Source organism: Amycolatopsis sp. AA4 (genome assembly GCF_002796545.1).
Classification (GTDB): Bacteria; Actinomycetota; Actinomycetes; order Mycobacteriales; family Pseudonocardiaceae; genus Amycolatopsis.
This window is the reverse complement of record NZ_CP024894.1, coordinates 3,705,715-3,726,718: the sequence shown is the minus strand read 5'-3', so window position 1 is coordinate 3,726,718 and position 21,004 is coordinate 3,705,715. Positions and strand designations below refer to the sequence as shown.

General features: G+C 71.1%; 19 protein-coding genes. 5 read left to right on the top strand and 14 right to left on the bottom strand.

Going from position 1 to position 21,004, the window contains the following annotated elements:
- Positions 1 to 11: 11 nt before the first annotated feature.
- Entirely contained in the window at positions 12 to 860 is an 849-nt protein-coding gene (locus tag CU254_RS17395; protein ID WP_050788209.1) for a maleylpyruvate isomerase N-terminal domain-containing protein, read from the top strand.
- Between the two features lie 5 nt (positions 861 to 865).
- On the opposite strand, the gene CU254_RS17390 is transcribed toward CU254_RS17395, so the two are convergent.
- Genes CU254_RS17390 through CU254_RS17370 form a run of 5 tightly spaced genes read right to left on the bottom strand, consistent with a single transcriptional unit; the run spans position 866 to position 5,770 of the window.
- A complete protein-coding gene (locus CU254_RS17390; RefSeq protein ID WP_009077881.1) occupies positions 866 to 1,765 on the bottom strand; it encodes a homocysteine S-methyltransferase family protein in 900 nt (299 codons plus the stop codon).
- A complete protein-coding gene (locus tag CU254_RS17385; protein ID WP_037713972.1) occupies positions 1,762 to 2,889 on the bottom strand; it encodes a PLP-dependent aspartate aminotransferase family protein in 1,128 nt (375 codons plus the stop codon). Before CU254_RS17385 ends, CU254_RS17390 begins: the two co-directional genes overlap by 4 nt.
- Positions 2,889 to 3,761 carry a class I SAM-dependent methyltransferase gene (locus CU254_RS17380; RefSeq protein WP_009077878.1) on the bottom strand — a complete coding sequence of 291 codons (873 nt, stop codon included), beginning with the start codon at positions 3,759 to 3,761 and terminating at the stop codon, positions 2,889 to 2,891. The genes CU254_RS17385 and CU254_RS17380 overlap by 1 nt, the downstream gene beginning before the upstream one ends.
- The gene (locus CU254_RS17375) at positions 3,758 to 5,044 is read right to left on the bottom strand and encodes an aminotransferase class V-fold PLP-dependent enzyme (protein WP_199785919.1); all 1,287 of its coding nucleotides are present in this window, start codon (positions 5,042 to 5,044) and stop codon (positions 3,758 to 3,760) included. The genes CU254_RS17380 and CU254_RS17375 overlap by 4 nt, the downstream gene beginning before the upstream one ends.
- Before the next feature lie 18 nt (positions 5,045 to 5,062).
- Positions 5,063 to 5,770, bottom strand: a complete 708-nt coding sequence (locus tag CU254_RS17370) for a crotonobetainyl-CoA--carnitine CoA-transferase (RefSeq protein WP_009077875.1) — start codon at positions 5,768 to 5,770, stop codon at positions 5,063 to 5,065.
- Between the two features lie 66 nt (positions 5,771 to 5,836).
- Between CU254_RS17370 and CU254_RS17365 the strand changes: the two genes are divergently transcribed.
- Positions 5,837 to 6,514: a hypothetical protein gene (locus tag CU254_RS17365; RefSeq protein ID WP_009077873.1), complete on the top strand. Its 678-nt coding sequence runs from the start codon at positions 5,837 to 5,839 to the stop codon at positions 6,512 to 6,514.
- Here the strand turns inward: CU254_RS17365 and CU254_RS17360 are convergent.
- Together CU254_RS17360 and CU254_RS17355 are read right to left on the bottom strand one after the other, a co-directional pair.
- Positions 6,471 to 7,763, bottom strand: a complete 1,293-nt coding sequence (locus CU254_RS17360) for an AarF/ABC1/UbiB kinase family protein (protein ID WP_009077870.1) — start codon at positions 7,761 to 7,763, stop codon at positions 6,471 to 6,473. The two genes, CU254_RS17365 and CU254_RS17360, sit on opposite strands and share 44 nt — an antisense overlap.
- Before the next feature lie 47 nt (positions 7,764 to 7,810).
- Complete coding sequence (locus tag CU254_RS17355) at positions 7,811 to 9,517, bottom strand: ABC transporter substrate-binding protein (RefSeq protein WP_009077867.1); 1,707 nt, start codon at positions 9,515 to 9,517, stop codon at positions 7,811 to 7,813.
- A 94-nt stretch (positions 9,518 to 9,611) separates the two neighbouring features.
- On the opposite strand from CU254_RS17355, the gene CU254_RS17350 reads away from it, so the two are divergent.
- Together CU254_RS17350 and CU254_RS17345 are read left to right on the top strand one after the other, a co-directional pair.
- The gene (locus CU254_RS17350; RefSeq protein WP_009077865.1) at positions 9,612 to 10,925 is read left to right on the top strand and encodes an aminotransferase class V-fold PLP-dependent enzyme; all 1,314 of its coding nucleotides are present in this window, start codon (positions 9,612 to 9,614) and stop codon (positions 10,923 to 10,925) included.
- Entirely contained in the window at positions 10,922 to 12,610 is a 1,689-nt protein-coding gene (locus CU254_RS17345; protein WP_009077863.1) for an ABC transporter substrate-binding protein, read from the top strand. Before CU254_RS17350 ends, CU254_RS17345 begins: the two co-directional genes overlap by 4 nt.
- Positions 12,611 to 12,619: 9 nt before the next feature.
- Here the strand turns inward: CU254_RS17345 and CU254_RS17340 are convergent, their stop codons facing one another.
- On the bottom strand, positions 12,620 to 14,077 hold the full coding sequence (locus CU254_RS17340) for a DHA2 family efflux MFS transporter permease subunit (RefSeq protein ID WP_009077862.1): 1,458 nt from the start codon (positions 14,075 to 14,077) through the stop codon (positions 12,620 to 12,622).
- The gene (locus CU254_RS17335) at positions 14,074 to 14,517 is read right to left on the bottom strand and encodes an SRPBCC domain-containing protein (protein WP_009077860.1); all 444 of its coding nucleotides are present in this window, start codon (positions 14,515 to 14,517) and stop codon (positions 14,074 to 14,076) included. The genes CU254_RS17340 and CU254_RS17335 overlap by 4 nt, the downstream gene beginning before the upstream one ends.
- A 271-nt stretch (positions 14,518 to 14,788) precedes the next feature.
- Here CU254_RS17335 and CU254_RS17330 point away from each other — a divergent pair, with 271 nt between their 5' ends.
- Positions 14,789 to 15,649, top strand: coding sequence for a class I SAM-dependent methyltransferase (locus CU254_RS17330; RefSeq protein WP_009077858.1), 861 nt, complete (start codon positions 14,789 to 14,791; stop codon positions 15,647 to 15,649).
- A 15-nt stretch (positions 15,650 to 15,664) separates the two neighbouring features.
- On the opposite strand, the gene CU254_RS17325 is transcribed toward CU254_RS17330, so the two are convergent.
- The 5 genes from CU254_RS17325 to CU254_RS17305 form a co-directional block, all read right to left on the bottom strand.
- Positions 15,665 to 16,495, bottom strand: a complete 831-nt coding sequence (locus CU254_RS17325; RefSeq protein WP_009077857.1) for a metalloregulator ArsR/SmtB family transcription factor — start codon at positions 16,493 to 16,495, stop codon at positions 15,665 to 15,667.
- Between the two features lie 260 nt (positions 16,496 to 16,755).
- Positions 16,756 to 18,015, bottom strand: coding sequence for a hypothetical protein (locus CU254_RS17320; RefSeq protein WP_009077855.1), 1,260 nt, complete (start codon positions 18,013 to 18,015; stop codon positions 16,756 to 16,758).
- On the bottom strand, positions 18,008 to 18,646 hold the full coding sequence (locus CU254_RS17315) for a hypothetical protein (protein WP_009077853.1): 639 nt from the start codon (positions 18,644 to 18,646) through the stop codon (positions 18,008 to 18,010). The genes CU254_RS17320 and CU254_RS17315 overlap by 8 nt, the downstream gene beginning before the upstream one ends.
- A complete protein-coding gene (locus CU254_RS17310) occupies positions 18,646 to 19,506 on the bottom strand; it encodes a methyltransferase domain-containing protein (RefSeq protein WP_009077850.1) in 861 nt (286 codons plus the stop codon). The genes CU254_RS17315 and CU254_RS17310 overlap by 1 nt, the downstream gene beginning before the upstream one ends.
- Before the next feature lie 134 nt (positions 19,507 to 19,640).
- The gene (locus CU254_RS17305) at positions 19,641 to 20,852 is read right to left on the bottom strand and encodes a DUF6004 family protein (RefSeq protein WP_234392835.1); all 1,212 of its coding nucleotides are present in this window, start codon (positions 20,850 to 20,852) and stop codon (positions 19,641 to 19,643) included.
- Positions 20,853 to 21,004 lie beyond the last annotated feature (152 nt).

The following is a 21,004-nucleotide window of genomic DNA, read 5'->3' as shown; positions in this document are numbered from 1 at the left end:
ATCCTCTTTCGGTGGCCGGGCCGATCACCGAAAGCAGCTGGCGGGCGGTGCGCGGTTCGCTCGCCCGAACGGCGGAAAGATTCGCCCGGCTCGTCGAGACGGCGGAGCATCCGGAGGCCGCGGCGATCGGCCGCTGGACGGTGGCCGAGACAGCCGCGCACGTCGCGACCGTGGCGGAGCTTTACGCCGCGGTGCTGCCGGGCGTGTCGCCGCCCCGCCCGATCCCCGGGGCAGCGGCGCGAGTCGAAGCCACCGCGCTGGACGAACTCGGCGACCTCAACGCTCTCGCCCTCGACCAGCTGACCGAACGCGCTCCCGCTGCCCTGGCCGAGCGGGTCGCCGAGGATGTCGGCCGGCTCCTCGACGCGGGCCGGACCGCCGAACCGGACCAGCTGGTGAGCTGGCTGGGCGGCGCGCGCCTGCCGCTGGCCGGCTGCTACGCCCACCTGCTCAACGAACTGCACCTGCACGGCCGCGACATCGCGTCCGCCATTGGCGCACGATGGCCGATCCCGCACAACGACGCCGCGATGGCTTTCGAGCTCTTCCTCGTCCAGCTGCTCTCGCACGACACCGGACGGCTGCTCGTCCACGAACCTTTCTCCGACCGGCCGGTGTCGGTGCGGTTTCGCTCCCGGTACACCGCGCCCGTCGTGCTGGAGGCGCGGCGCGACCGGATAGCGGTCCTGCCAGGCGACCACCCCGCTGACGCGCAGCTGCACTTCCAGCCCGCGGCGCTGATGCAGGTGCTGTTCGGCCGGCTGAGCGTGGTGCGCGCGGCGTGCACCGGGAAAACGTTGGTCTGGGGCCGGAAACCGTGGTCGCTGGCCAGGTTCCTTGGTGCGGTGAGGTTTCCGTAGCCCGGTCAGTCGACCAGCTGCGGTTCGGCCAGCACCTGCCGCGCGGCCGCGATGTGCGCCGGGGTCGTGCCGCAGCACCCGCCCAGGATGTCCAGACCGTACTCGGCGCGCCAGCGAGCGAGCAGCTCGGCGAACTGCTCCGGCTCCAGCGTCGAGGGCAGCGCGCGGTCGACGTGCTCGCCCGCGGCCAGGCCAGTCCGGTCCTCGAGGTTCGGGCAGGCTCCGATCAGCCCGTACCGGCCCCGGCACAGCGCGCGGAGCGCGACCTCGGTCGCCTCCGGGCCGGTGCAATTGACCAGCACCGCCTCCGCGCCGTCCCGCTGCACCGCGTGCACCGCGCCGGCCACCGGCTCCCCCGACAGCAGCGTCCCGTCGTCGTCGCAGGCGAAGGAAACCCACGCCCGGCCGCCGACGGCGAGCACTTCCCGCACGGCGATCCTGGCCTCGCGGATCGTGTTCATGGTCTCGATCAGGAACAGGTCCGCCCCGGCCCGCGACAGCTGGAGCGCGAGCCAGCCGTGCTCGGCGCGCAGTTCGTCGTCCGGCGGCACCAGGTCCGGGCGGTAGCAGTCCTCGACCGGGCCGATCGACCCGGCGATGAGAGCGTCCGGCACTCGCGCGGCGTTCCTCGCGGCGCCTGCCACGCCGACCGCCGCGTGCACCATCCACGCCTGCCCCGCGCCATCCAGCGTCGTCTTCCTCAGCGCGCGGAGGTTGGCGCGGAAGGTGTTCGCCGTGATCACCCGCGCCCCGCCTGCCAGGTACGCCTCGTGCACCGACTGGAGCAGCCGGCGGTTCCGGTCGGTGAGCAGCGCCCGCGTGGCCCACCACGGGTCGCGCACGGACAGGCCCGCGCGCTGGAGTTCGGTCGCGACGCCGCCGTCGAGCAGGATGGGATCCGTCATGGTCGTCCTTCCAGCGCGTGGTCCAGGTCCTCGAGAAGATCGGCGGCGTCCTCGATCCCGGCCGAGAGCCGGATCAGGTCGTCGGTGATCCCGGCCGCCAGCCGGACCGGGCGGGGAACCGGCCGGTGCGTCATCAGCGCCGGGCATTCGATCAGCGACCGGACGCCGCCGAGGCTCACCGCGCAGGCGAACAACCGCGTGCTCGCGAGCAGCTTCTCCGGGTCGCCGCGGTACCGGAAACTGATCACCGACCCGGGCCCGGACATCTGGACGGCGGCGAGCGCGTGCCCCGGATGCGATTCCAGGCCGGGGTACCGCACGTCCGCCGCCCTCGGCGAGGCGACGAGCGCTTCGGCCAGCGCCCGTGCGTTCTCGACCTGTCGCGCCACCCGCAGGGACAGCGTCTTGACTCCCCGGTGGACGAGGTAGCAGTCGAGGCCGCCCGGCGCCGCGCCGGTCACCGTGCGATGGGCCGCGAAACGACGGTGCAGCTCCTCTTCGCGGCAGATCAAGGCCCCGCCGAGCACGTCGGCGTGGCCCGCGACGAACTTCGTCGTGCTGTGCAGGCTCACGTCGGCGCCGAGGCCGAGCGGCTGCTGGAGGGCCGGGCCGGCGAAAGTGTTGTCCACGACCACTTTCGCGCCGCAGTCGCGGGCCCGGGCGGCGACGCCGGCCAGATCCGTGATCTTCAGCAGCGGGTTGCTCGGGCTCTCGACCCACACGAGGTCCGCGCCCGCCACCGCACGGTGAGCCTCGGCCGGGTCGGCGAGATCCGCGTACTCCACGCGGATCCCGTATCTCTCCGCCTCGGCGAACAACGAGTAGGTGCCGCCGTACACGTCGTCCGAGGACACCAGCCGATCCCCTGGCGACAGCAGCGAAAGCGCCGCGGCGGCCGCCGCCTGCCCGGAGGAGAACACGGTGCAGAACGGCGCGTCCTCCAGCGAGGCGAGACATTCTTCCAGCGCTTCCCGCGTCGGATTCTCGCCCCGCCCGTAGAACCAGCGAGGCGGATCCTGCGAGAACCGGTCATAGGTGGTCGCGACGTGGATCGGCGGCACGAGGTCGCCGGTGCCCGGCTCCGGTCGCTGGCCGCTGTGCACCAGCCTGGTGTCGAAGCGCATCAGGCCGCCGGCGAGACGGCTCGCGCCAGCAACGTCTTGCTGGGCAGGGAAACCCGGCCGTCCGCCCGCCGGAACGCGGCCGCGGCGTCCGCGACCTCGGCCCAGGTGTCCGGGTCGTCCTCGCTGCCGAACCGCTCGCGCAGCAGCGCCTTGAGCCCCGGCGGCGCGACCGCTTTGCTGTACTCGGCATAACGCTCCGGCGAGCTGAGCACGAAAGGCGCCTCGAACGAACCGATCTCGATCTGCCCGAATCCGGCCTCGGCCAGCTCTTCGCGGAGCACTTCCGGATCGCCCATGCTGAACGGGCTCGGCGCGCCCTCCCGCGGCGGCGGCAGTTCCAGCCGCCTGGCGAGCACTCCGAAGCCGAGCGAGGTCATCGGGGCCAGCGACCCCGGCGCCGCCCACGTGGCCGCGGCCAGCACCCCGCCCGGCGCCAGCATCCGCGCGAGCGACCGCAGCGTCGCCGCGCGGTCCACCACGAACATCAGGCCCCACCGGCTCAGCACGACGTCGAACGACGCGGCCGGGCGGTCCAGCGATTCCGCGTCGCCGACCTCGAACGCGACGTTGCCGCCCGACGCCGCCCTGGCGCGAGCGCGCTCGATCATTCCCGGTGCGAGGTCGATCCCGGTCACCCGGCCCCGCGGCCCCACCGCCGCGGCAGCCGCCAGCGCGGGATCGCCGGTACCGGTCCCTACGTCGAGCACCCGGTGTCCCGGCCGCACGCCGCCGAGTTCGAGCAGGAGCGCGGAAACCGGGGCGCCGCCGGTCTCGAACTCGGCGCGGCACGCCTCCCAGCCCTCGCTGATCGCGTCCCAGTTCTCCCGCTGGTCCCGCTTGTAGCCGGCGGCGTCGAACCCGGTGGCCGTCACTCGCCCGCCTCCAGGAACCGTTCTCGCGGATGCTCGGCCGTCCAGAACCCGGGTTCGACCGTCGCGACCGCGCGCCGCACGAGGTCGATCTCGGCTTCGGTGTTGTACACCGCGAACGAGAGCCGGACCGTGCCCACGACGCCGAAGCTGTCGACGAAGACGTTCGCGCAGTGCACCCCGCTGCGCACCGCGACGCCATGCCGGTCGAGGTGCCCGCCCACGTCGTACGGATGGATCCCGTCGACTGCGAAGGACACGATCCCGCTCGGCTCCGCCGCCGGGTCCCCGATGATCCGGACCCGGGACAAGCTGCCCAGCATCTCGGCCGCGGTGCGCACCAGCGTCTCGTCGTGCCGCCGGACCTCGTCCCAGCCCAGTTCGTCCACATAGGACAACGCGGCGGCCAGCCCGACCGCGCCGGCGACGTTCGGCGTTCCCGCCTCGAGGCGCGCGGGGGCGGGCACGTACGCCACGGGTTCCTCGAAGGTCACGCCTTTCACCGTGCCGCCGCCGACCTGGTACGGCTCCAGGCGCGAAAGCAATTCCCGTTTCCCGTACAGCACCCCGGTGCCCATCGGGCCGTAGGCCTTGTGCGCGGAGAAGCAGTAGAAGTCCGCGTCGAGGTCCCGCACGTCGACCCGCCGGTGCGGGACCGCCTGCGCACCGTCCACCAGCACCGGGATCCGCAGGCGATGCGCGTCGGCGATCATCCGCCGGACCGGGTTCACCGTGCCGACCACATTGGACACGTGCGCGACGGCCGCGATGCGCACGCGCGGGCCCAGCGCCTCGGCGAACCTCGCCGGGTCCACCCGTCCGGTGCCCTCCGCGGGCACGACGACCAGTTCCGCGCCGGTCGTCTCGCAGAGCCTGCGCCACGGCAGCAGGTTCGAATTGTGTTCCATGCCGGTGACGACCACCTGGTCGTCCTCGTGCACCGTCGCCCGGCCGAACGTGTCGACGACCAGGTTGACCGACGCGGTCGTGCCCGCGGTGAAGACGACCTCGTCCGGATGCGCCGCGTTGAGCGCTCGCTGCACGGCCGCGCGCGCTCCTTCGTACGCCTCGGTGGCGGCCATGCTCAGCCGGTAGTAGCCGCGGCCCACGTTGCTGTTGGCCTCGGTGTAGTAGCCCAGGATCGCGTCGAGCACCGGCCGCGGTTTCTGCGAGGTCGCCGCGTTGTCGAGGTACACCAGCGGATCGGGGCCGAATCGCCGGGCCAGAATGGGAAAATCGGCGTGGACGGCCGCCCCGAGCCGCCTGGCGTCCATAAGCTCGGTCACCGGGTCAGCATATCTTCTTTAAGTAAGTTTTTCCAGGGCGAACAGTGCCCGGAACTCCTCGACGAAGACCTCCGGGAAGGCGAACACCTTCTGCTCGGGGTACTGGCGCCGCGCCGCGTGCGGCCCGTAGAAATACCAGCAGATCTGCGCGATCTGCTCGGTGAACAGGACCGGGTGCACCGGCTCGGAGTACATGCTCAGGTGGCAGAACGACGCCCGGAACTCGCCCCGCGGCGAAAACCCGGCACCGGACAGCACATGCCCGAACACGTCGTGCACCGCACGGAAAACATCGTTGTGGCACAGCCGCACGCCGTCCGCGACGACCCCGGACGGCTCGGCCATCGGGTGCCCCGCGCGGCGCGTTCCCGGGCCATGTGCCGTGCTGGTCAGGTAGACGTGCAGGACGCCGGTGGCGCGGACGGCGGCCCGCAATTCGGCCGACGTGCGGTACGGCTGCCCCGGCCCTCGCCACGGCCGCACCTCGATGCCCGCCTCGGAAACGAGCTGGAAGTGCTCCCCCGTCTCCCGCTGGAAGCGGCGGTACCGTTCCGCGAGGGCCGCGTCGAGGTCGAACAGCGGGCCCTGGTCGTAGTACGCGGCCACCCGGCGGCAGTACGCGTCGTCCCAGTTCAGTGTCGCCGTTGCCGCGTCCGCGATTCGCGCGCCCGCGCGCCCGCGTCCGTCCGCCTGCGCCTGCGCGAGAACCGCCAGCGCGGAATCCATTCCAGCACCCCCTTGCCTGGCAATATATTATTATAGTGACATCGCGAGGCGGCGAAAGGACAGCACATGGCGACCACAGACTCGGCGCCGGCCGCGCCGATCGTGCGGACGCTGCCGGCCCCGGGCTCCTATTTGTGCGGACTCACCTGGGACGGCACGCTGCTGTGGCATTCGGACCAGGAGGCCGGAACCGTTTTCGCCATCGACCCCGCCGACGGTTCCGTCCGGCGCGAGCTGGCCTGTCCGCGCGCCCGGGCCGACCTCGCCTGCGACGGCGTCTCCCTGCTCCAAGTCGGCGGGCGCCCGAAGCGGATCCTTCAGCTCGACCCCGGCACCGGTCAGCTGCGCGGAGAGAAAGAAGTGCTGCCCGCCAGCGGAAGGCTGACCGGGATCGAGTTCGGGACGGACGGCTTGTGGATGTGCCTGCGCGGCCCGACGGTCGTTCAGCTGCGGAACTACGAGACCATGCTGGTCGAACGCGAGTTCCCGGTGGACGGCGATTCGCCGTCCGGGCTGACCTGCCTGCCGGGCATGGTGTGCTACGGCGATTTCGACGACGCCCTCGTCCGCGCGATCGACCCGGAGTCCGGCAAGCCCCTCGGCGCGCTGCGGGCGCCCGGCAGGCCGACCGGGATGACCTGGGACGGCGAGCACCTGTGGTACTGCGATTTCCCGGCCCGCGCGCTGGCCGCGCTCGACGTCAGCGCGCTGCTCCCCGGCCGGCCCCGAACAGGCCGCGCATGAGCTGCGGCCTCGCCGCTTCCTGGAAGTCGAGATCCGGATCGAGCGCCCGGACAGTGCCCTCGATGACGAGCAGGGACAGCAAGGGAAAGATCAGCTCGGTCGCGGCGTGAATGCCGAAGCGGCGCTGCAGGTCGAACATCTCCGCGGCGAACGCGATCAGGCTGAACTCCTTGGCGGGCAGGCCGTGGCTGCGCTCGACGAGGTCGGCCATCCGCTCGGTGAACCCCGGCACGTCGGCGTTTTCGGTTGTCCCGGCGGCGCTTTCCAGCACGATCCTGGCCGCCTGCTCGCCGCGGCCTATCGCCATGTTCAGGAAGAACTCGGCGAACTGCCGCCGCAGCCGGTCGCTCAGCTGCACGCTGAACCCGGCGTCGAGCACCACCACCTGGGAGCCGCGGGTGAAGTAGAGATTGCCCGGATGCAGGTCGCAGTGCACGAATCCGTCCACGAACAGCATTTGGTACATCGCGGCCATGCCGGAGGCCGCGAACCGCCTGCGCGCCGCGGCGCCGCACCCGTCCGCGGCGTCCAGCACGAGCCCGGGGACGAACTCCATGACGATGCAGCGCGGACGGCACGCCTCCGGGTACACCTTCGGCACCCACACCCGCGGCACCTCGGACAGGTTCTCGCGCAGCCGCCGCAGGCTTCTCGCCTCCCGCTCGAAATCGAGCTGGCCCAGCACCGCGTCGGCCAGGCTGCCGACCACCTCGCGCACCGGAACGTCACGGAAAACCGGGAGCCGCGCCGCGATCGCCGCACCGCGCCGGATCAGCGCGAGATCGTCGGTCATCACGCGCTCGATGCCGGGACGGCGGAGCTTGACCGCCACGTCCTGCCCGGTTCGCAGCCGCGCCCGGTAAACCGAAGCCACACTGCCGCTCGCGACCGGCCGCGGGTCCAGTTCCGCGAAGACCTCGTCGGCCTCGCTGCCGTAAGCCTCCTTCACCGCGCGCGCGGTCTCGGCCTCGTTCAGCGGCGCGACCGAATCCTGCAGGACAGACAGTGCGTCGCACAGCGCGGCGGGCACCACGTCCCTGCGCGTGCCGAGCACCTGGCCGGCTTTGACGAACGTCGGTCCCAGCCTGGTCAGCAACACCGTGACGCGGGCCCAGAAGTATCCGAGCGCCGCTTCCCTCCCGCGCACCGCCGCCCGGAACAAGGTGCGCACAGCCGCCGGACCGAGTACCGCGGCCGCCGTGGCGAGCACTCGCACCGCACGCACCGCGAGGCGGGTCCGCAACGCCATCTCAGCCCCCAACTCGGGATATCCGGCAGTAGTTTCCTGGCCGCCCTTCAGTCCGGCGGATCAAGCCAGAGATTCGCCGCGTCGAGCCATCGGTCGATCTGCGGCATGGGCAGCGCGTTGCGCACGCGCGGGCTCGTCATGTGCGGGATGGTCGGCTCGCAGGCCATCACCGGAACGATCGCGACGTCCTCCAGCACCTGTCGGTCCACCTGGTGCCACAGGCTTTCCGCGCGCGCCGGATCCGGTTCCGACAGCGCCTCCTCGATCAACCGGTCGACCGCCGGGTTGCGGTAGTCGCCGTAGTTCGTGGTGCCCGCGGCGAAATTCGACTGGAACATCGGCTGCACGTAGGCGCGGCCGTTGTTGCCGAACCAGTCCGGGGTCCACGCCGCCGCGGCGAGGTCCCACTCCCCCGCTTCGGCCATGGCCGGGTCCTGCAGGATCCGGTAGAAGTCGTCCGACTGGCCGACCAGCACCAGGTCCACCGTGATGCCCGCGGCCGCCAGGTCCTCCGCGTAGGACTCGGCGATTTCGGCGTGCACGGCGTCGTCGCGGTACACGGCTCTGAGCCGGACGCCGTCCGGATAACCGGCCTCGGCGAGCAGGCGGCGGCTCCGCTCGGGGTCGCCCCGGTCGCCGGGCGTGGGATAGCGGTTGTAGGGGCGGTACCCGAAGTTCCCGCGCGGGATCGCGGTGTGCGCGGGCTCGGTGACCGTGCCGACGTTCATCTCGTCGAAGAACTTCACCTTGGCGGCCTTGTCGACCGCGTAGGCGATCGCCCGCCGCACCCCCAGCTTCCGCACCGCGCCGCCGGAGTTGGGGCTGCGCAGATTGAACACCAGGTACGGGTTCAGCGCGTAGCCGAGGTGCCGGTCCGCGTCCAGCACCCGCCGGTCCTTGCTGATCACCGGGGAACCCCACGACAGGTCCGCCTCGCCGGTCTCGATCCGGCGCCGCACCTCGCTGTCGTCCACCTGCGCCATCTCCACCTCGATGCGTTCCACGTACTGGTGGCGCACCGAGTCGGTTTCCTGGCTCCAGGCGGGATTGCGGGCCATCGACAGGCGCCGGCCCGGCTCGTACGCCGTGACCCGGTACGGTCCGTTCGAGCGCAGCGCACCGGCCATCTCCGGGCTGCCGGGCACGAACCGGTCGTACTCGGCCGGCGCGGCCGAGGCGAACATCATCGACAGGATGTTCAGCATGTCGTTGGCCGGGCGGATCAGGTCGATCCGCAGGACCCGCGGCCCTTCCGCGGCGAGCCCGGAGATCTCGTGGGAGTTCTGGTACTCGGCCAGCTGTGCCGCCGCGGGGTGCGGGACGTCCGCGAACGCCGCGCGGTAGCCCTCGGCGAACTCGGCCATTCCCTTGATCGTGCTGGTGTAGTACGCGACCGCGCCGGCCCCGGCGACCGGGTTGCACATCCGCTTGAACCCGCGGACGAAATCGGCGGCGGTGACTTCGCGCACCGGATCGGTGTCCCAGCACACGCCGGGGCGCAGCCGGATCACGTACGTGCGCCCGTCCTCGCTCACGCCGCCGTTGGCGGTCGTCGGCATCTCGGCCGCGACGTCCGGCACCGGGCGCAGCGCCGTCTCGTCGAGCGTGGTGGGGTAGCTGAACAGCTGCCGGGCGAACAGCCGGATGATCTGGTGGTCGAAAGCGTAGTAGGCGCACGCCGGATCGATGTGGTCCATTCCGCCGGAACCGAAGTACCGCAGCGTGCCGCCGCGGACCGGTCTCGCGCTCTCCATGCCGGACTCCCCTCGGCCGCCGACCCCGGCTCTTACCTTACCATCTGTTTTTAAAGTATTATCGGCGTTTCCGCATCCGAACGAGGGAGTACTCGTGAGCCAGCTCCTGGAATCCGGCCGACCGGTCACGGCGGCCCAGCTCCCGCCGCTTCGGACCGCCTCGTGGGAGGACATCCGGAAGCTCTTCGCGCTCGATCCCGCGACCATCCACCTCAACACCGGCACGGTCGGCGCGATGCCCTACGAGGTGCTCGACACCGTCGACCGGGTCACGCGGGAATGGACCGGCGGGCTGGCGGACGTCTACAAGCCCTCCGGCTACGTCGAGCACCGCACCGCCATCGCGCGCGCGTTCGGCGTGGACCTCGACGAGATGGTCATCTGCCACAACGCGACCGAAGGCGTCGCGCGCATCATCCAGGGTCTCGATCTGCGCGAGGGCGACGAGGTCGTCACCACCAGCCACGAGTGCTATTCCGTGCTGTCCAACTTCAACCTGCTCCGCAACCGCTTCGGCGTCCGGGTCAAGGTGATCACCCCGCCGACCGGGTACGACGTCCGTGCCGAAGAGATCGTCGAACTGTTCGCGGAGGCGATCACGCAGAGGACGAAGGTGCTGTCGTTCGCGGCGGTCACCCTGTTCACCGGAACCCTGATGCCGATGCGCGCGCTGTGCGAACTCGCGCAGCGGCACGGATTGACCACCGTGGTCGACGGCGCGTTGCTGCCGGGCATGCTCGACTGCAACCTGCGCGAACTCGGGGTCGACTTCATGGCCTGCTCCGGCTCGAAATTCCAGTGCGGCCCGCTCGGCACCGGCCTGCTGTACCTGCGCAACAAAGTCTTCCCGGAGCACAACCCGCTCCCGCTGCCGACGTTCTGGCCGGTCATCTCGACCTGGTACCCCATCGTCGGCAGCCCGCCTCCGCGCACCACGACCTCGGTCGCCAGCGACGACACGGCTCTCTACGTCCAGGTCGCGGGCAGCGCGAGCATCGCCAGGGGCGCGGCGCTCGCCAAGGCGTGCGAACTGTTCGACGACATCGGCCGAGCCAGGATCGAACGCCACATCATGGACCTCGCCGACTACGCGCGCGGCCGTCTCGCGGAGACGTTCGGCCAGGACGCCCTGTATTCGCCGGGGGCGGACAAGCGCCTGCGGTCGCCGCTGATCGCCTTCCACCCGTTCCGCGACCGCGAATCCGCGTGGAACATCAAGAAGTTCGCGGCCTTCACCGACCGGCTCGAACAGGAGCACCGGATCTGGACCCGGTGGACCGAGTTCGACGTTCCCGGTTCCCCGCACCAGCATTACGCCGCGCGGATCACGACCCATCTGTTCAACACCCGCGCCGAGATCGACCGGGCGGTCGCGGTGATGGCCCGGCTCGCGGACGAGCTCTCGTGACCGGCTCCGCGACGTTGCGCCTCGTCGGACCGTCCGTTGTGGACGACCTGGATCCGGCGACCGCGCACCACGACAGCACCCGCCAGCTCACCCGGCTGTTCGCCCGCTGCCTGTTCGGCTACCGCGCCGAACCGGATCTCCGGAACTGGCAGGCGATCGCGCCGCTGCCGGACCTGGCCGCGGACATCCCGTCCACGTACAACACCGGGATGGGGGCGCGGCACGTCAACAACGTCGTCCACCTGCGTCCCGGAGTCTTCTGGGACACCGTCCCGCCCCGCCCGGTCACCTCGCACGACGTGGTCCGCGGGCTGAAGAGACTCGGCAATCCCGTGCACCGGCCGGCCGCGCTGCCCTGCTTCACGAGCACGATCCGCGGCATGGCGGAGTTCTGCGCCGGGTACCGCGACGCGTTCGGTCCGGGCGACCCCACCGCACGCGATCTCGCCGATTACCAGAACAGCCACGACATCCCCGGCGTGTTCGCGCTTGACGACGAGAGCCTCGTGATCGAGCTGACCAGGCCCGCGCTCGACTTCGCGCACCTGATGGCGCTGCCGTGCGCCGCACCGGCTCCCGCGGAGTACGACGCTTACGTCCCGGGTAGCCCCGGACTGCGGTGCCACCTCCGCTCCAACGGCCCTTACCGCGTAGTGGAGTTCCGGCCCGGCGAACGGATCCGCCTCGGCCGGAATCCCCGCTGGGCACCGGAAACCGACCCGATCCGCGGCCAAGGCGTCGACGTGCTCGAGGTCGTGTCCGAGCGCGCCGCGCCCGCCGAGATCGAGGCCCGCATCCGGTCCGGGACCGCGGATCTGGCGTGGGACGGTGCGGCTGCCGACCCGTCGAGGACGATCGACGCCGAACCGGGCTACGCGCTGGACCCGTACCTGGTTTTCAACCTGCGCAGCCCGAACTCCGGCGGCGCGATTCGCGAGCGGGGCGTGCGGTTCGCCATCGCGTGCGCCCTCGACAAGACCGCCGTGCTCGACATTCACGACAAGCACCGCCCCGGCACCGCCGCGCTGATCGCGGACCGGGTCGTGCCTCCCGGCGACGGCATTCGCCACGAGCCGGACCCGCAGGGGTCGCCTGGCGCTCGCGGCGACGCCGAAAAGAGCCGTGCCGCGCTCGCCGCGGCTTCCCGCGGCGAACGTCTGTCCCTGCGCGGCGTCCACTCCGACGATCCGCTGTCGATGGCGATCGCGCGCTCCTGTGCGCACGATCTCGCCGCTGTGGGCATCGCTGTCGAGTGGGATGCCTTGCCGAACCACGATTTCCTCCGCCTGCTCGGCAACCCGGACGAGGCCCGCGCCGGCCGCTGGGACCTCGCGCTCGCGTCCCGCGCTCCCGCGTGGCCCGGCGCCGGCAGCCGCGTCTTCTTGCAGACGATGTTCGAGACCAACGACTCGCCCGGCACCGGGAACCACGGTCTCTACAGCGAACCCGCCTTCGACCGCCTTGTCGACCAGGCGCTCAGCGCGGTCGCGGAACCGGCGCGAGCACGGGAGCACTGGCAGGCCGCCGAGCGCCGGGTGCTCGCGGACGTCGCGGTCGTCCCGCTGCTGTTCCGGAAACCGCGTTCGCCGCAACTGCACGCGGACAGGGTGCGGCCGGACGGCGTCCTGCCCGCCGCCGGCTACACCCTCGACCTTTCGCGGGTACGCCTCGCACCGTCCCGGTGACCCGCCGGATCACGGCTGCCGGGCGGTTTCCGGTGCTTCCGCGGCCGTCTCGGGCGCCGCCGGCCGGCCCGGCAGCCCGAGCCCGCACACCGCACCGACCGCGGCGAGGCCGCACATCCACCAGAACGCGGCGCCGAAGGTGCCCGAAACCGCCGTCTCGCTGCCCGTCGCCTTGCCGTGCTGCACCACCAAGGCCACGACCGCGACCGTCAGCGACGCGCCGATCTGGTTGACCACGAACAGCGAGCCGGTCGCGCTCGAAACCGATTTCGGCGGCACCGAACGGAAAATCGAGGCTACCGTGGGAGCGCCGACCAGGCCGAACCCGATGCCGAAGACGAACAGGCACGCGGCGAGCCACGCCTCGTTCGTCGTCGTTCCCGCCTGGGTGTAGACGCCGATGCAGGCGACCACCAGCACCCCGCCGAGCGGGACCAGCCTGTTCGCGCCCGCCTTTTCGGACAGTTTCGCCGCGACCGGCATGCTCAGCAGCGTGCCCAGCCCGAGCGGGGCCAGCAGCAGCCCGGTCTCCACTAGGCCGTGCTGGCGCACCTGCTGGTAGTACAGCGGGATCAGGAACAACGCGCCGAACAACGCGCCGCCGGCCAGGAAGATCACCACGACGCTGGCGGCGAACCCGCGGCTGGCGAACAGCCGGATGTCGATCAGCGGATTCGCGGCGCGCAGCGCGTGCGCCGCGTACCCGCCGAGAAGCAGAACGCCGAGGACGAGACCGGCGACGACCGGCGTCGCGCCGAACCCGCCGCCCGCGGCTTGCGCCAGGCCGTACTCGACGGCCGCGAACCCCGGGCACAGCAACGCGATGCCCGCGATGTCGACCGGACGCCGGTCCGCCTCCGGATGCCCGGCCGGCACCAGCGGCAGTGCCAGCACGAACGCGGCCAGCCCGAGCGGCAGATTGACCAGGAACAGCCACTGCCAGCCGAGATACTGCAGGAGCAGGCCGCCGACGACCGGGCCGAGCACCGGGCCCAGGTTCAGCACGAGCGCGAGCAGCCCGACCAGCTTGCCCGCCCGCCGCTGTCCCGCCTCCCGGCCGAGCACCGTCATCATGACCGGCTCCAGCATCCCGCCGCCGAACCCTTGCAGCACCCGGAAACCGATCAGGGCGCCGGGCGACCACGCCGACGCGCACAGCGCGGATCCGCCGAGGAACAGCCCGAGCGCCAGCAGCCACACCGCCTTCCCTCCGAAGCGGTCGACGGCCCAGCCCGCGACCGGCGCCGACACCGACACGGCGAGCAGGTAGCCGGTGGTGACCCATTCGATCGTGGTGAGCGCGACCTCGAAGTGGCCGGCGAAGCTGTTCATGCCGACATTGACGATGGTCGCGTCGACCATCGGCAGGAACCCGCCGAGCAGCATGACCAAGGCGAGCCGGATCAGCGGGCCGCCCAGCCGCGTGCCGTCCGCCTCCGTCCGCGCCACGCCTGTCCCGCCGCTCACGCGACCGGTTGCTCCGCGCGCTCGCGCAGCGCGCCGAGCTCGTGGTCCCACCCTTCGATGTTGCCCCGCAGCGATTCGAGGCGGCGGTCTTCCTCGCTGTCCAGCTCGGCGAACCCGCTCTCCACGACGCGAACGCGGGTGTGCTCGCGTTCGCGCAGCACGGTGATTTCGATCAGCGTGGAGTTCCCCTCGCGCGGCTCCTCGCCGGGAAACGTGCTCGCCCACCGGTACGAGACCTCGGTCTCCGGCCGTACGTGCTCGACCCGCACGGGGAACGACCCTCGCTCCTCGTGCCTCGGCACGGCCAGCGCGCCAGGCTTCAGCTCGCATTCCGCGTCCGGCAGGTCCGCAACCCAGAAACCCGGCCGCGCCACCAGCGACCAGACCCGCTCCGGCGGAGCCTCGACCACGATTTCGCGTTCGATCCGGTTGTTGTCCATGGTGGATGCCTTCCGTGTGTGGGGACCCCAGCGTGGCACACGCCCGGCATTTCACGCAACCTGCAGGTTGCCTATCCTCCCGATGGCCGACTCGTGCCCGCGAACGTGCTCTCGCTTCATTTAGGTGCAGCCGTTCGCCGGTCGCGTGCGTTATCGCCGCCACGAATGCCTGTTGCCGTGAGCGGGAACCGTCGACCGTCAATCTCGCGACACCCAGCTAACTTACTTAACGTATAGTTTAAGCGGCTCCACGGCCCGAAGGGAACGCGTCATGTCCGCACCGGGGTTCGACATCGTGAAGTTCAAGAACGCTCAGCGATCGTTCTGGGACACGGTCACGGACAACTGGAGCGCGCTGCCGCCCGAATTCGCCGAGGGCGCGGCGGAATTGAGCGAGAAGCTGTTGGGGCTCGGGGATGTCCGGGCCGGGCACCGGGTGCTCGATCTCGCGTGCGGAGCCGGGGATCTCGCGTTGGCCGCCGCCGGTCTCGCCGGACCGGAGGGGCGGGTGCTCGGCATCGACCTCGCTCCCGGCATGGTCGCCGCCGCGCGGAAGCGGGCGGGCGGTCGCACCGGGATCGAGTTCGCCGAGGCCGACCTCGACGCGCTCGACCTGCCGCCGGCCTCGTTCGACGTGGCGCTGAGCCGCTGGGGCCTGATGTTCTCGGCGGAACCGGGCAAGCTGTTTCGTTCGCTGCGCGAACTCCTCTCGCCGGGCGGGGTGCTGGCCGCCGCGGTCTGGGGCCCGGCGGAGTCCGCGCCGATGATGGCGCTCGGCGGCGCCGTGTTCGCCGCGAAGCTCGGCCTGGCCGCCCCGCCGGCCGGCGCGCCGGGGCCGTTCGCGATGGCGGATGCCGGCGAGGTGCGCGAGCAGCTGGTCGCGGCCGGGTTCCGCGCCGTCTCGGTGTCCGGGACCGTCGTGCGGTTCCGGCTCGCCTCGACGCGCCGTTACGTTGAATTCACCCGTGCCATCACGCCGCCGGGGATGCTCGGCATGATTCGCGAGACGTTCGGCGACGAGGACGCTCCGGAGATCTGGGACGCCGTGGCCGAAGCCGCCGAGCCCTACGCGGCCGCGGACGGCGTCGTCGCCATGCCGAGCGGCAACCTGCTCATCCGCGCCGAGCGATGAGGCGGCCGAGCGCCTTCACCTCTCGCGCGCAGCGGCTTCGATCGTCCGGCTGTCGGCGGGCAGCGACAGCGTGTCGCCGGTCTCCAGCAGCGTCTTGAGGTTCGAGACGATTTCCGGCCAGCCCTTGCTGACCGATTCGTACATCGCGGTCCGGCCTTCGAATCCGTCGTGCGTCACGGTCAGCCGCACGGCGGAACCGACCGGTTCGAGGTCGAAGGTGACCTGGGTGATCGCTTCGCGCCGCCGCCGCGCGAACGCCTCTTCGGACCAGCCGAACGCTTCGGCCGCCTCCGGCGGATAGTTGTGCCAGGTGTAGGCGAGCCTGCGGCACGGCTCGGCCACGAGCACGCGCTGCCCGAGGTCCGCCGGCTCCCCGCCGGGGGACGTCCGCCACCGCACCGGCGCTCCCTCGGTCCACGACGATTCGGGACCGCCCTGGAAATACCGGGCGATGAAGGCGGGAGTCGTCAACGCCTGCCACAACTGTTCCGGAGTGGTCTCGATGTAGGTGACGTAGACGAACGGGTCTTGCGGCATGCGGTTTCCTTCCAGCGCGCGTTTGAGGTCGGACAGCAGACCGGCCCGCTCCCGGTCGTACCGGTCGATCCAGCGCTCGGCGATGTCGTTGATGGGGGCGACATTGAGATAGTGCAGCTTCTCGCGGCCCCGGCGCGCGGTCGTCACGAGGTTCGTTTCCTGCAGCACCAGCAGGTGCTTGGTGACCGCCTGCCTGCTCATCCCGAGGCCGTCGCACAGTTCGCGGAGGTTCTGCCCGTTCCGGTGGTTCAGCCGGTCGAGCAGGCGCCGCCTGCTCGGATCCGCGAGCGCCCTGAAAACGTCGTCCATCTCGTTACCCGCCGGGCAAAGGTGCAGTCACGAACTCGACATTAGGCAACCCGCGGGGTGCCAGTCAAGGCGGCCTGGCCCCCGGCTGTCGCGCCGAGCTGATCCGGGGTGCGCCGGGTAGGACCGTCCAGTCCATTATGGAGGGTCGCGACCGGCACATCTCGCGGGTCGCGGTCCGCCCCCTGCCGCGGTTCGCGGGACGGCCCGGCATCAAGTGCCCTTGACGGCCCGGGCGAATCGGCAGCGAGCGAACACGCGGATCACCGCCGAACGGTCGAAGGACTGACCGGCGAGCACCCGGCCGCGGCCGCTTCCGCGGCCAGCCGAGACGGCAGCACGGCCTCGTCGAGCAGGATCCGGAACCGTTCGGCCGGCGAGACTTCCGGCGGCCGGGCGGCCAGCCACGCCGCGACCAGCCGCGATCCCTCCGGGTACGTGACGGAGTAGGCGCGCCAGAGCGGGTCCGCCGCGAACCGGGCCAGTCGCGCGGCGCGATCCGCGGGCAGCAGCAGCCAGCGTTCGAGATAGCCGGTCACGTCGTCCGGATCGGCGCCGCGGTCGTGCAGCAGGACGGCGGCGTCCTGTCGCACCGGCAGCAACTGCCGGACGAGGTCCGTCACGGCCTCGACAAGCGCGCCGTCGATCGTGATCCGTTCCGCCGCAAGGAGTTCCGCGGTCCACTCTCCCCAGCCGGTCCCGAGCAGAACGCGCACCCCGAGTTCGGCGGTTCCTTCCGCTACCAGGCACTGCGGAGTGTTCACCACTGCGACCCTGTGTTCGTCCCAGCCGAACTGGTCCACCAGCACCGCTTCCTTGCGGCAATGTTCGGTGTGGTGCCCTGGATACGACTCGTGCGCCGGGATCAGCGGCAGCGCCGCGATCGTGCCGCCCGCTTCGGCGTCGAGCGCGACCGCGGACCGGAAGCCGCCCAGGTACCGGTTGAACGCGTTCCACGGCTTGTCGTGGACGATCTCGTACTCGACCCGTTCCCCGGCGGGCAGGCCGAACAGCGGCACGGCCCGCGCGCGGAGCTGGTCCGAAACCGCTCGCACGGCGCGGCCGAACCGGTCCGGCGGCACGAGATTGCGCGCGTAGAACTCCTCGATCCGCCGGCGGAGTCCGCCGGAACCGGGCAGCAGCCGCGAAATCGCCCGGTGCACGTCGGCGTACCGGTCCGGGTCGCCGGGTTCCGGGTCCACGCCGAAGCAGGTCCGCACCTCGTCCCGGAACGGGACCGGCTCGCCGGCCAGCCGCCGCGCCGTGCACGCCATCGCCGCGAGTTGCGCGTCGAGGAACCCTTGCCGGAGCAGCGAAAGGTCCGTGTCCGGCAGCCTCGACCGCAGCCGGTCCGCCCGCGCGGCGAGATCGGCCGGATTCACCGGGCCCTCGGCCGCCGCCCGGCGGGACAGGCGCGGATCGCCGTACCAGCAGTCGACGAACCCCTCGGCCAGCTCGCCGAGGCTCAGCGCGACGAGCAGGTATTCGCGGACGGCTTCGTGGTACCGCGCCGCTTCACGCATGGCTGATGCCCGGCAGTTCGATCGCCCGCAGCTGCAGCGTCGTGTGGTCGCAGTACCAGATCCGGCTGCCGTCCCAGGTCAGGCCGGTCGGGTTGCCCGGCGCGTCGTACCGGGCGACCTCGCGGCGGCTGCCGAGATCGACGAGGTTGATGGTGCCGCCCCGGTAGTCGGCGTAGGCGAGGAAGTCGTCCGTCACGGTGACGCCGGCCGGCGGGTGGCGGACCGGGAAGCTGTCGATCAGCGACAGGTCCGCCGCGTCGCGCAGATCGACGATCCGGCGGTCCTCGTAGCCGAACCAGACCCCGTGCTGGGTCGCTTCCAGCCCGCACAGCAGTCCGCCCGGACGCGGGTTCCGCAGCTCGGTCACCACCGAGCCGTCGGCGGGGTCGAGCACCCGCAGCGCCCGCGCTTCCCCGGCCACCTGGACCAGGCGGCCGGACATCGTGGTCAGGTCGGTGCGCACGCCGGGACAAGCGAGATGCTGCCCGGCCTCGCCGCTGACCGGGTCCACCGAAGTGATCCGGTTCAGCACGCCTTCGGAGAACCACAGCACTTCGCCGGACCAGGTGAGCCCGCACAGTTTCAGCGCCCGCACCGGAAGGTCGCGGACCGTGCCGACGGCGAACGGCATCACTCCCCCTTTCGGCGGGAAATCGCGCAGTCCAGCCGCCATTCCGTGGCCAGCCGCGCGTGCGCGCGCTCCGCCGGGCGGCGCACCCGCACGCGGACCGCATCGCCCGCGGCGACCGGCGAGTGGCGCAGCGGCCAGATCCAGACCGCCCAGTTGCAGCCGGGGTAGGACGGGAAGTTCGACAGGGAAACGCCTTCGGCGAGGTCCGCGGTGAAATAGCCGAGCACCGCGTGCAGTTCGCCGGACCGGACGATGCCGAGGCGCACTTCGTCCGCGATCGGGACGGCTTCGGAAAGCAGCCGCGGTTCCCGCTGGAAGAAATGCAGCTGCGCGCGCTGCTCGGCGAATTCGCGGACGGCGTCGAGACGGTAGCCGCGGAATCCGGAATTCCAGATCCCCCAGCCCTCGTCGTCGAATTCGAGCGCGGCGAGGGTGGTGGTGACGCCGCGCGGAACGATCTTCCCGCCGGGGCGCAGGTTCCTCCGCGCGAAGACCTCGAGGACCCGGCTCATGTCTTCTTCCGGGCCGAGGTTGCCCATCATCTCCGAGACGACGACATCGGCCTTCCTCGGCAGTTTCGCGACCCGGGCGTCGCCCTGGATCAGCGTGACCTTTTCCTTGAGGTCGTTGTCGGCGACGATCCGTTCGGCGAGCGCGGCCGTTTCCGGATCGGCCTCGACGGCGTACACGTGCCCCGCCCCGTGTTCCAAGGCGAGCAGCGACAACGCCAAAGTGCCCGCGCCGACGTCGGCCACCACCGCTCCGGGTTCGACCGTCCGCGCCAGCGCCCGGTCGTACGCGCGCATCCGCGGCCGATCGGCCAGCATCGCCTGGTGCATGAGCAGCAATCGCTGATCCACGGCCGCCTCCCGGCACCGGCGCCCGTCCCCTTCTCGACGGAAAGGGACGAGTGCCGATTTCACTATCGATAACACAAGTTACCCCACCCGGGCGGGCGGCGGCGAGCTTCACCCGCCCGGGGAAGTGCGCGCGCTCAGACGTTGACGGCCGCGTGCTCGCCGACGAACGCGTCCCGCATGACCAGCTTGAGGCCGGTCAGCCTCGCCTTGACCTCGTCGGCCACGGTGACCAGTGCGGCGTCGGCCCCGTTCATCTGCAGTTCGGTGCCGGTCGCCTCCATCGTGGCCATCTTGCCGAACACGTGCACCGGGTTCGACGCGTACAGCGCGCCGTCCGCGGTGACCAGTTCGAACTCGGTGTCGACGTGCAGTTCGCTCGGGTAGCGCACCCGGCTGAGGCTGTCCTCGCTGCCTTCGCCGAGCGTGCCGCCGGACGGCTTCGGCCAGCTCACCCGCAGCATCACGCGGCCGCCGAGCTCGGCGCAGCGGCCGGTCACCGCGATGCGGGAGATCTGCGCCAGCACGCCGGTGCCCTGGTCGTGCTTGTCCGGCCCGAACAGCAGGATCTCGCTGCCCGCCGCCTTCTTGTAGTCGCCGGCCAGGTCGATCTTGACCTCCTTGCCGCCGACCTCGAGCGTGGCCTGGCCCTCGAGCGAGACCTGCATGATCATCGAGGGGTCGACCAGCATCGACATGCACGGTCCCGCGCTCGGCAGGAAGAACATGGTCGGCGTGTCGCCCACCGGCTCGTTCTCGTCGTTGGCCGGGTACCAGGCCTCGGGCAGCGTGGTGCCGCGCGCGACGTTCGGCGAGGGCACGACGTCGAACGGGCCGTCGCCGCGCGGCGTGCCGAGGTACGGGCTCTGCAGCGGCTTGATGAACGGCGGCACGCGGTCCACGACGCCGTGGATGTCGATCACGTCGCGGTGCGCCAGGCGCAGCGTGCTCGACTCCAGGATGCCGAAGCGCCGGATGTAGAACTCCGCGGGGAAGTTCTTGCCGGGAACGATCTGCCGCACGTGCCCGGTGTTGGGCAGGAACGGGTTGGACAGCACCTGGATGCGGTCGTCCAGCTCGTAGCTGAACCCCTTGATGCCGACCTCGGGAGCGGAGATCAGCTCGGTCTCGAACTCGGCGTAGCCCTTCTCGTCCACGCGGTGCTCGAAGCCGGGCATCGGCCACTTGTTCAACTGGACGAAGCCGGAAAGGTTGATCGTTTCCTTGCGCCCGTTGTAGTAGTCGTCCCCGAACGCCACGGTCGCCGCGGCGAGGATGTGCGGGCGGATGGGCTTCGGCTCCAGGTTCAGCGACTCGTAGTTCTCCTTGAGAGCACTCAATCCAGACACCTCCAGCGTCTGTGCGGTAGTTGAGTCGACGATCTCACTATATATTTCTTAAGCATTGAGTCAATGAGTTTCGCCTCGGTTTCCGCCGCCGGCGCAGAAGCGCGGATTTCCGCCGGGCACGACGATTCCGCGCGGCCCGCCCAGGCGTCGCG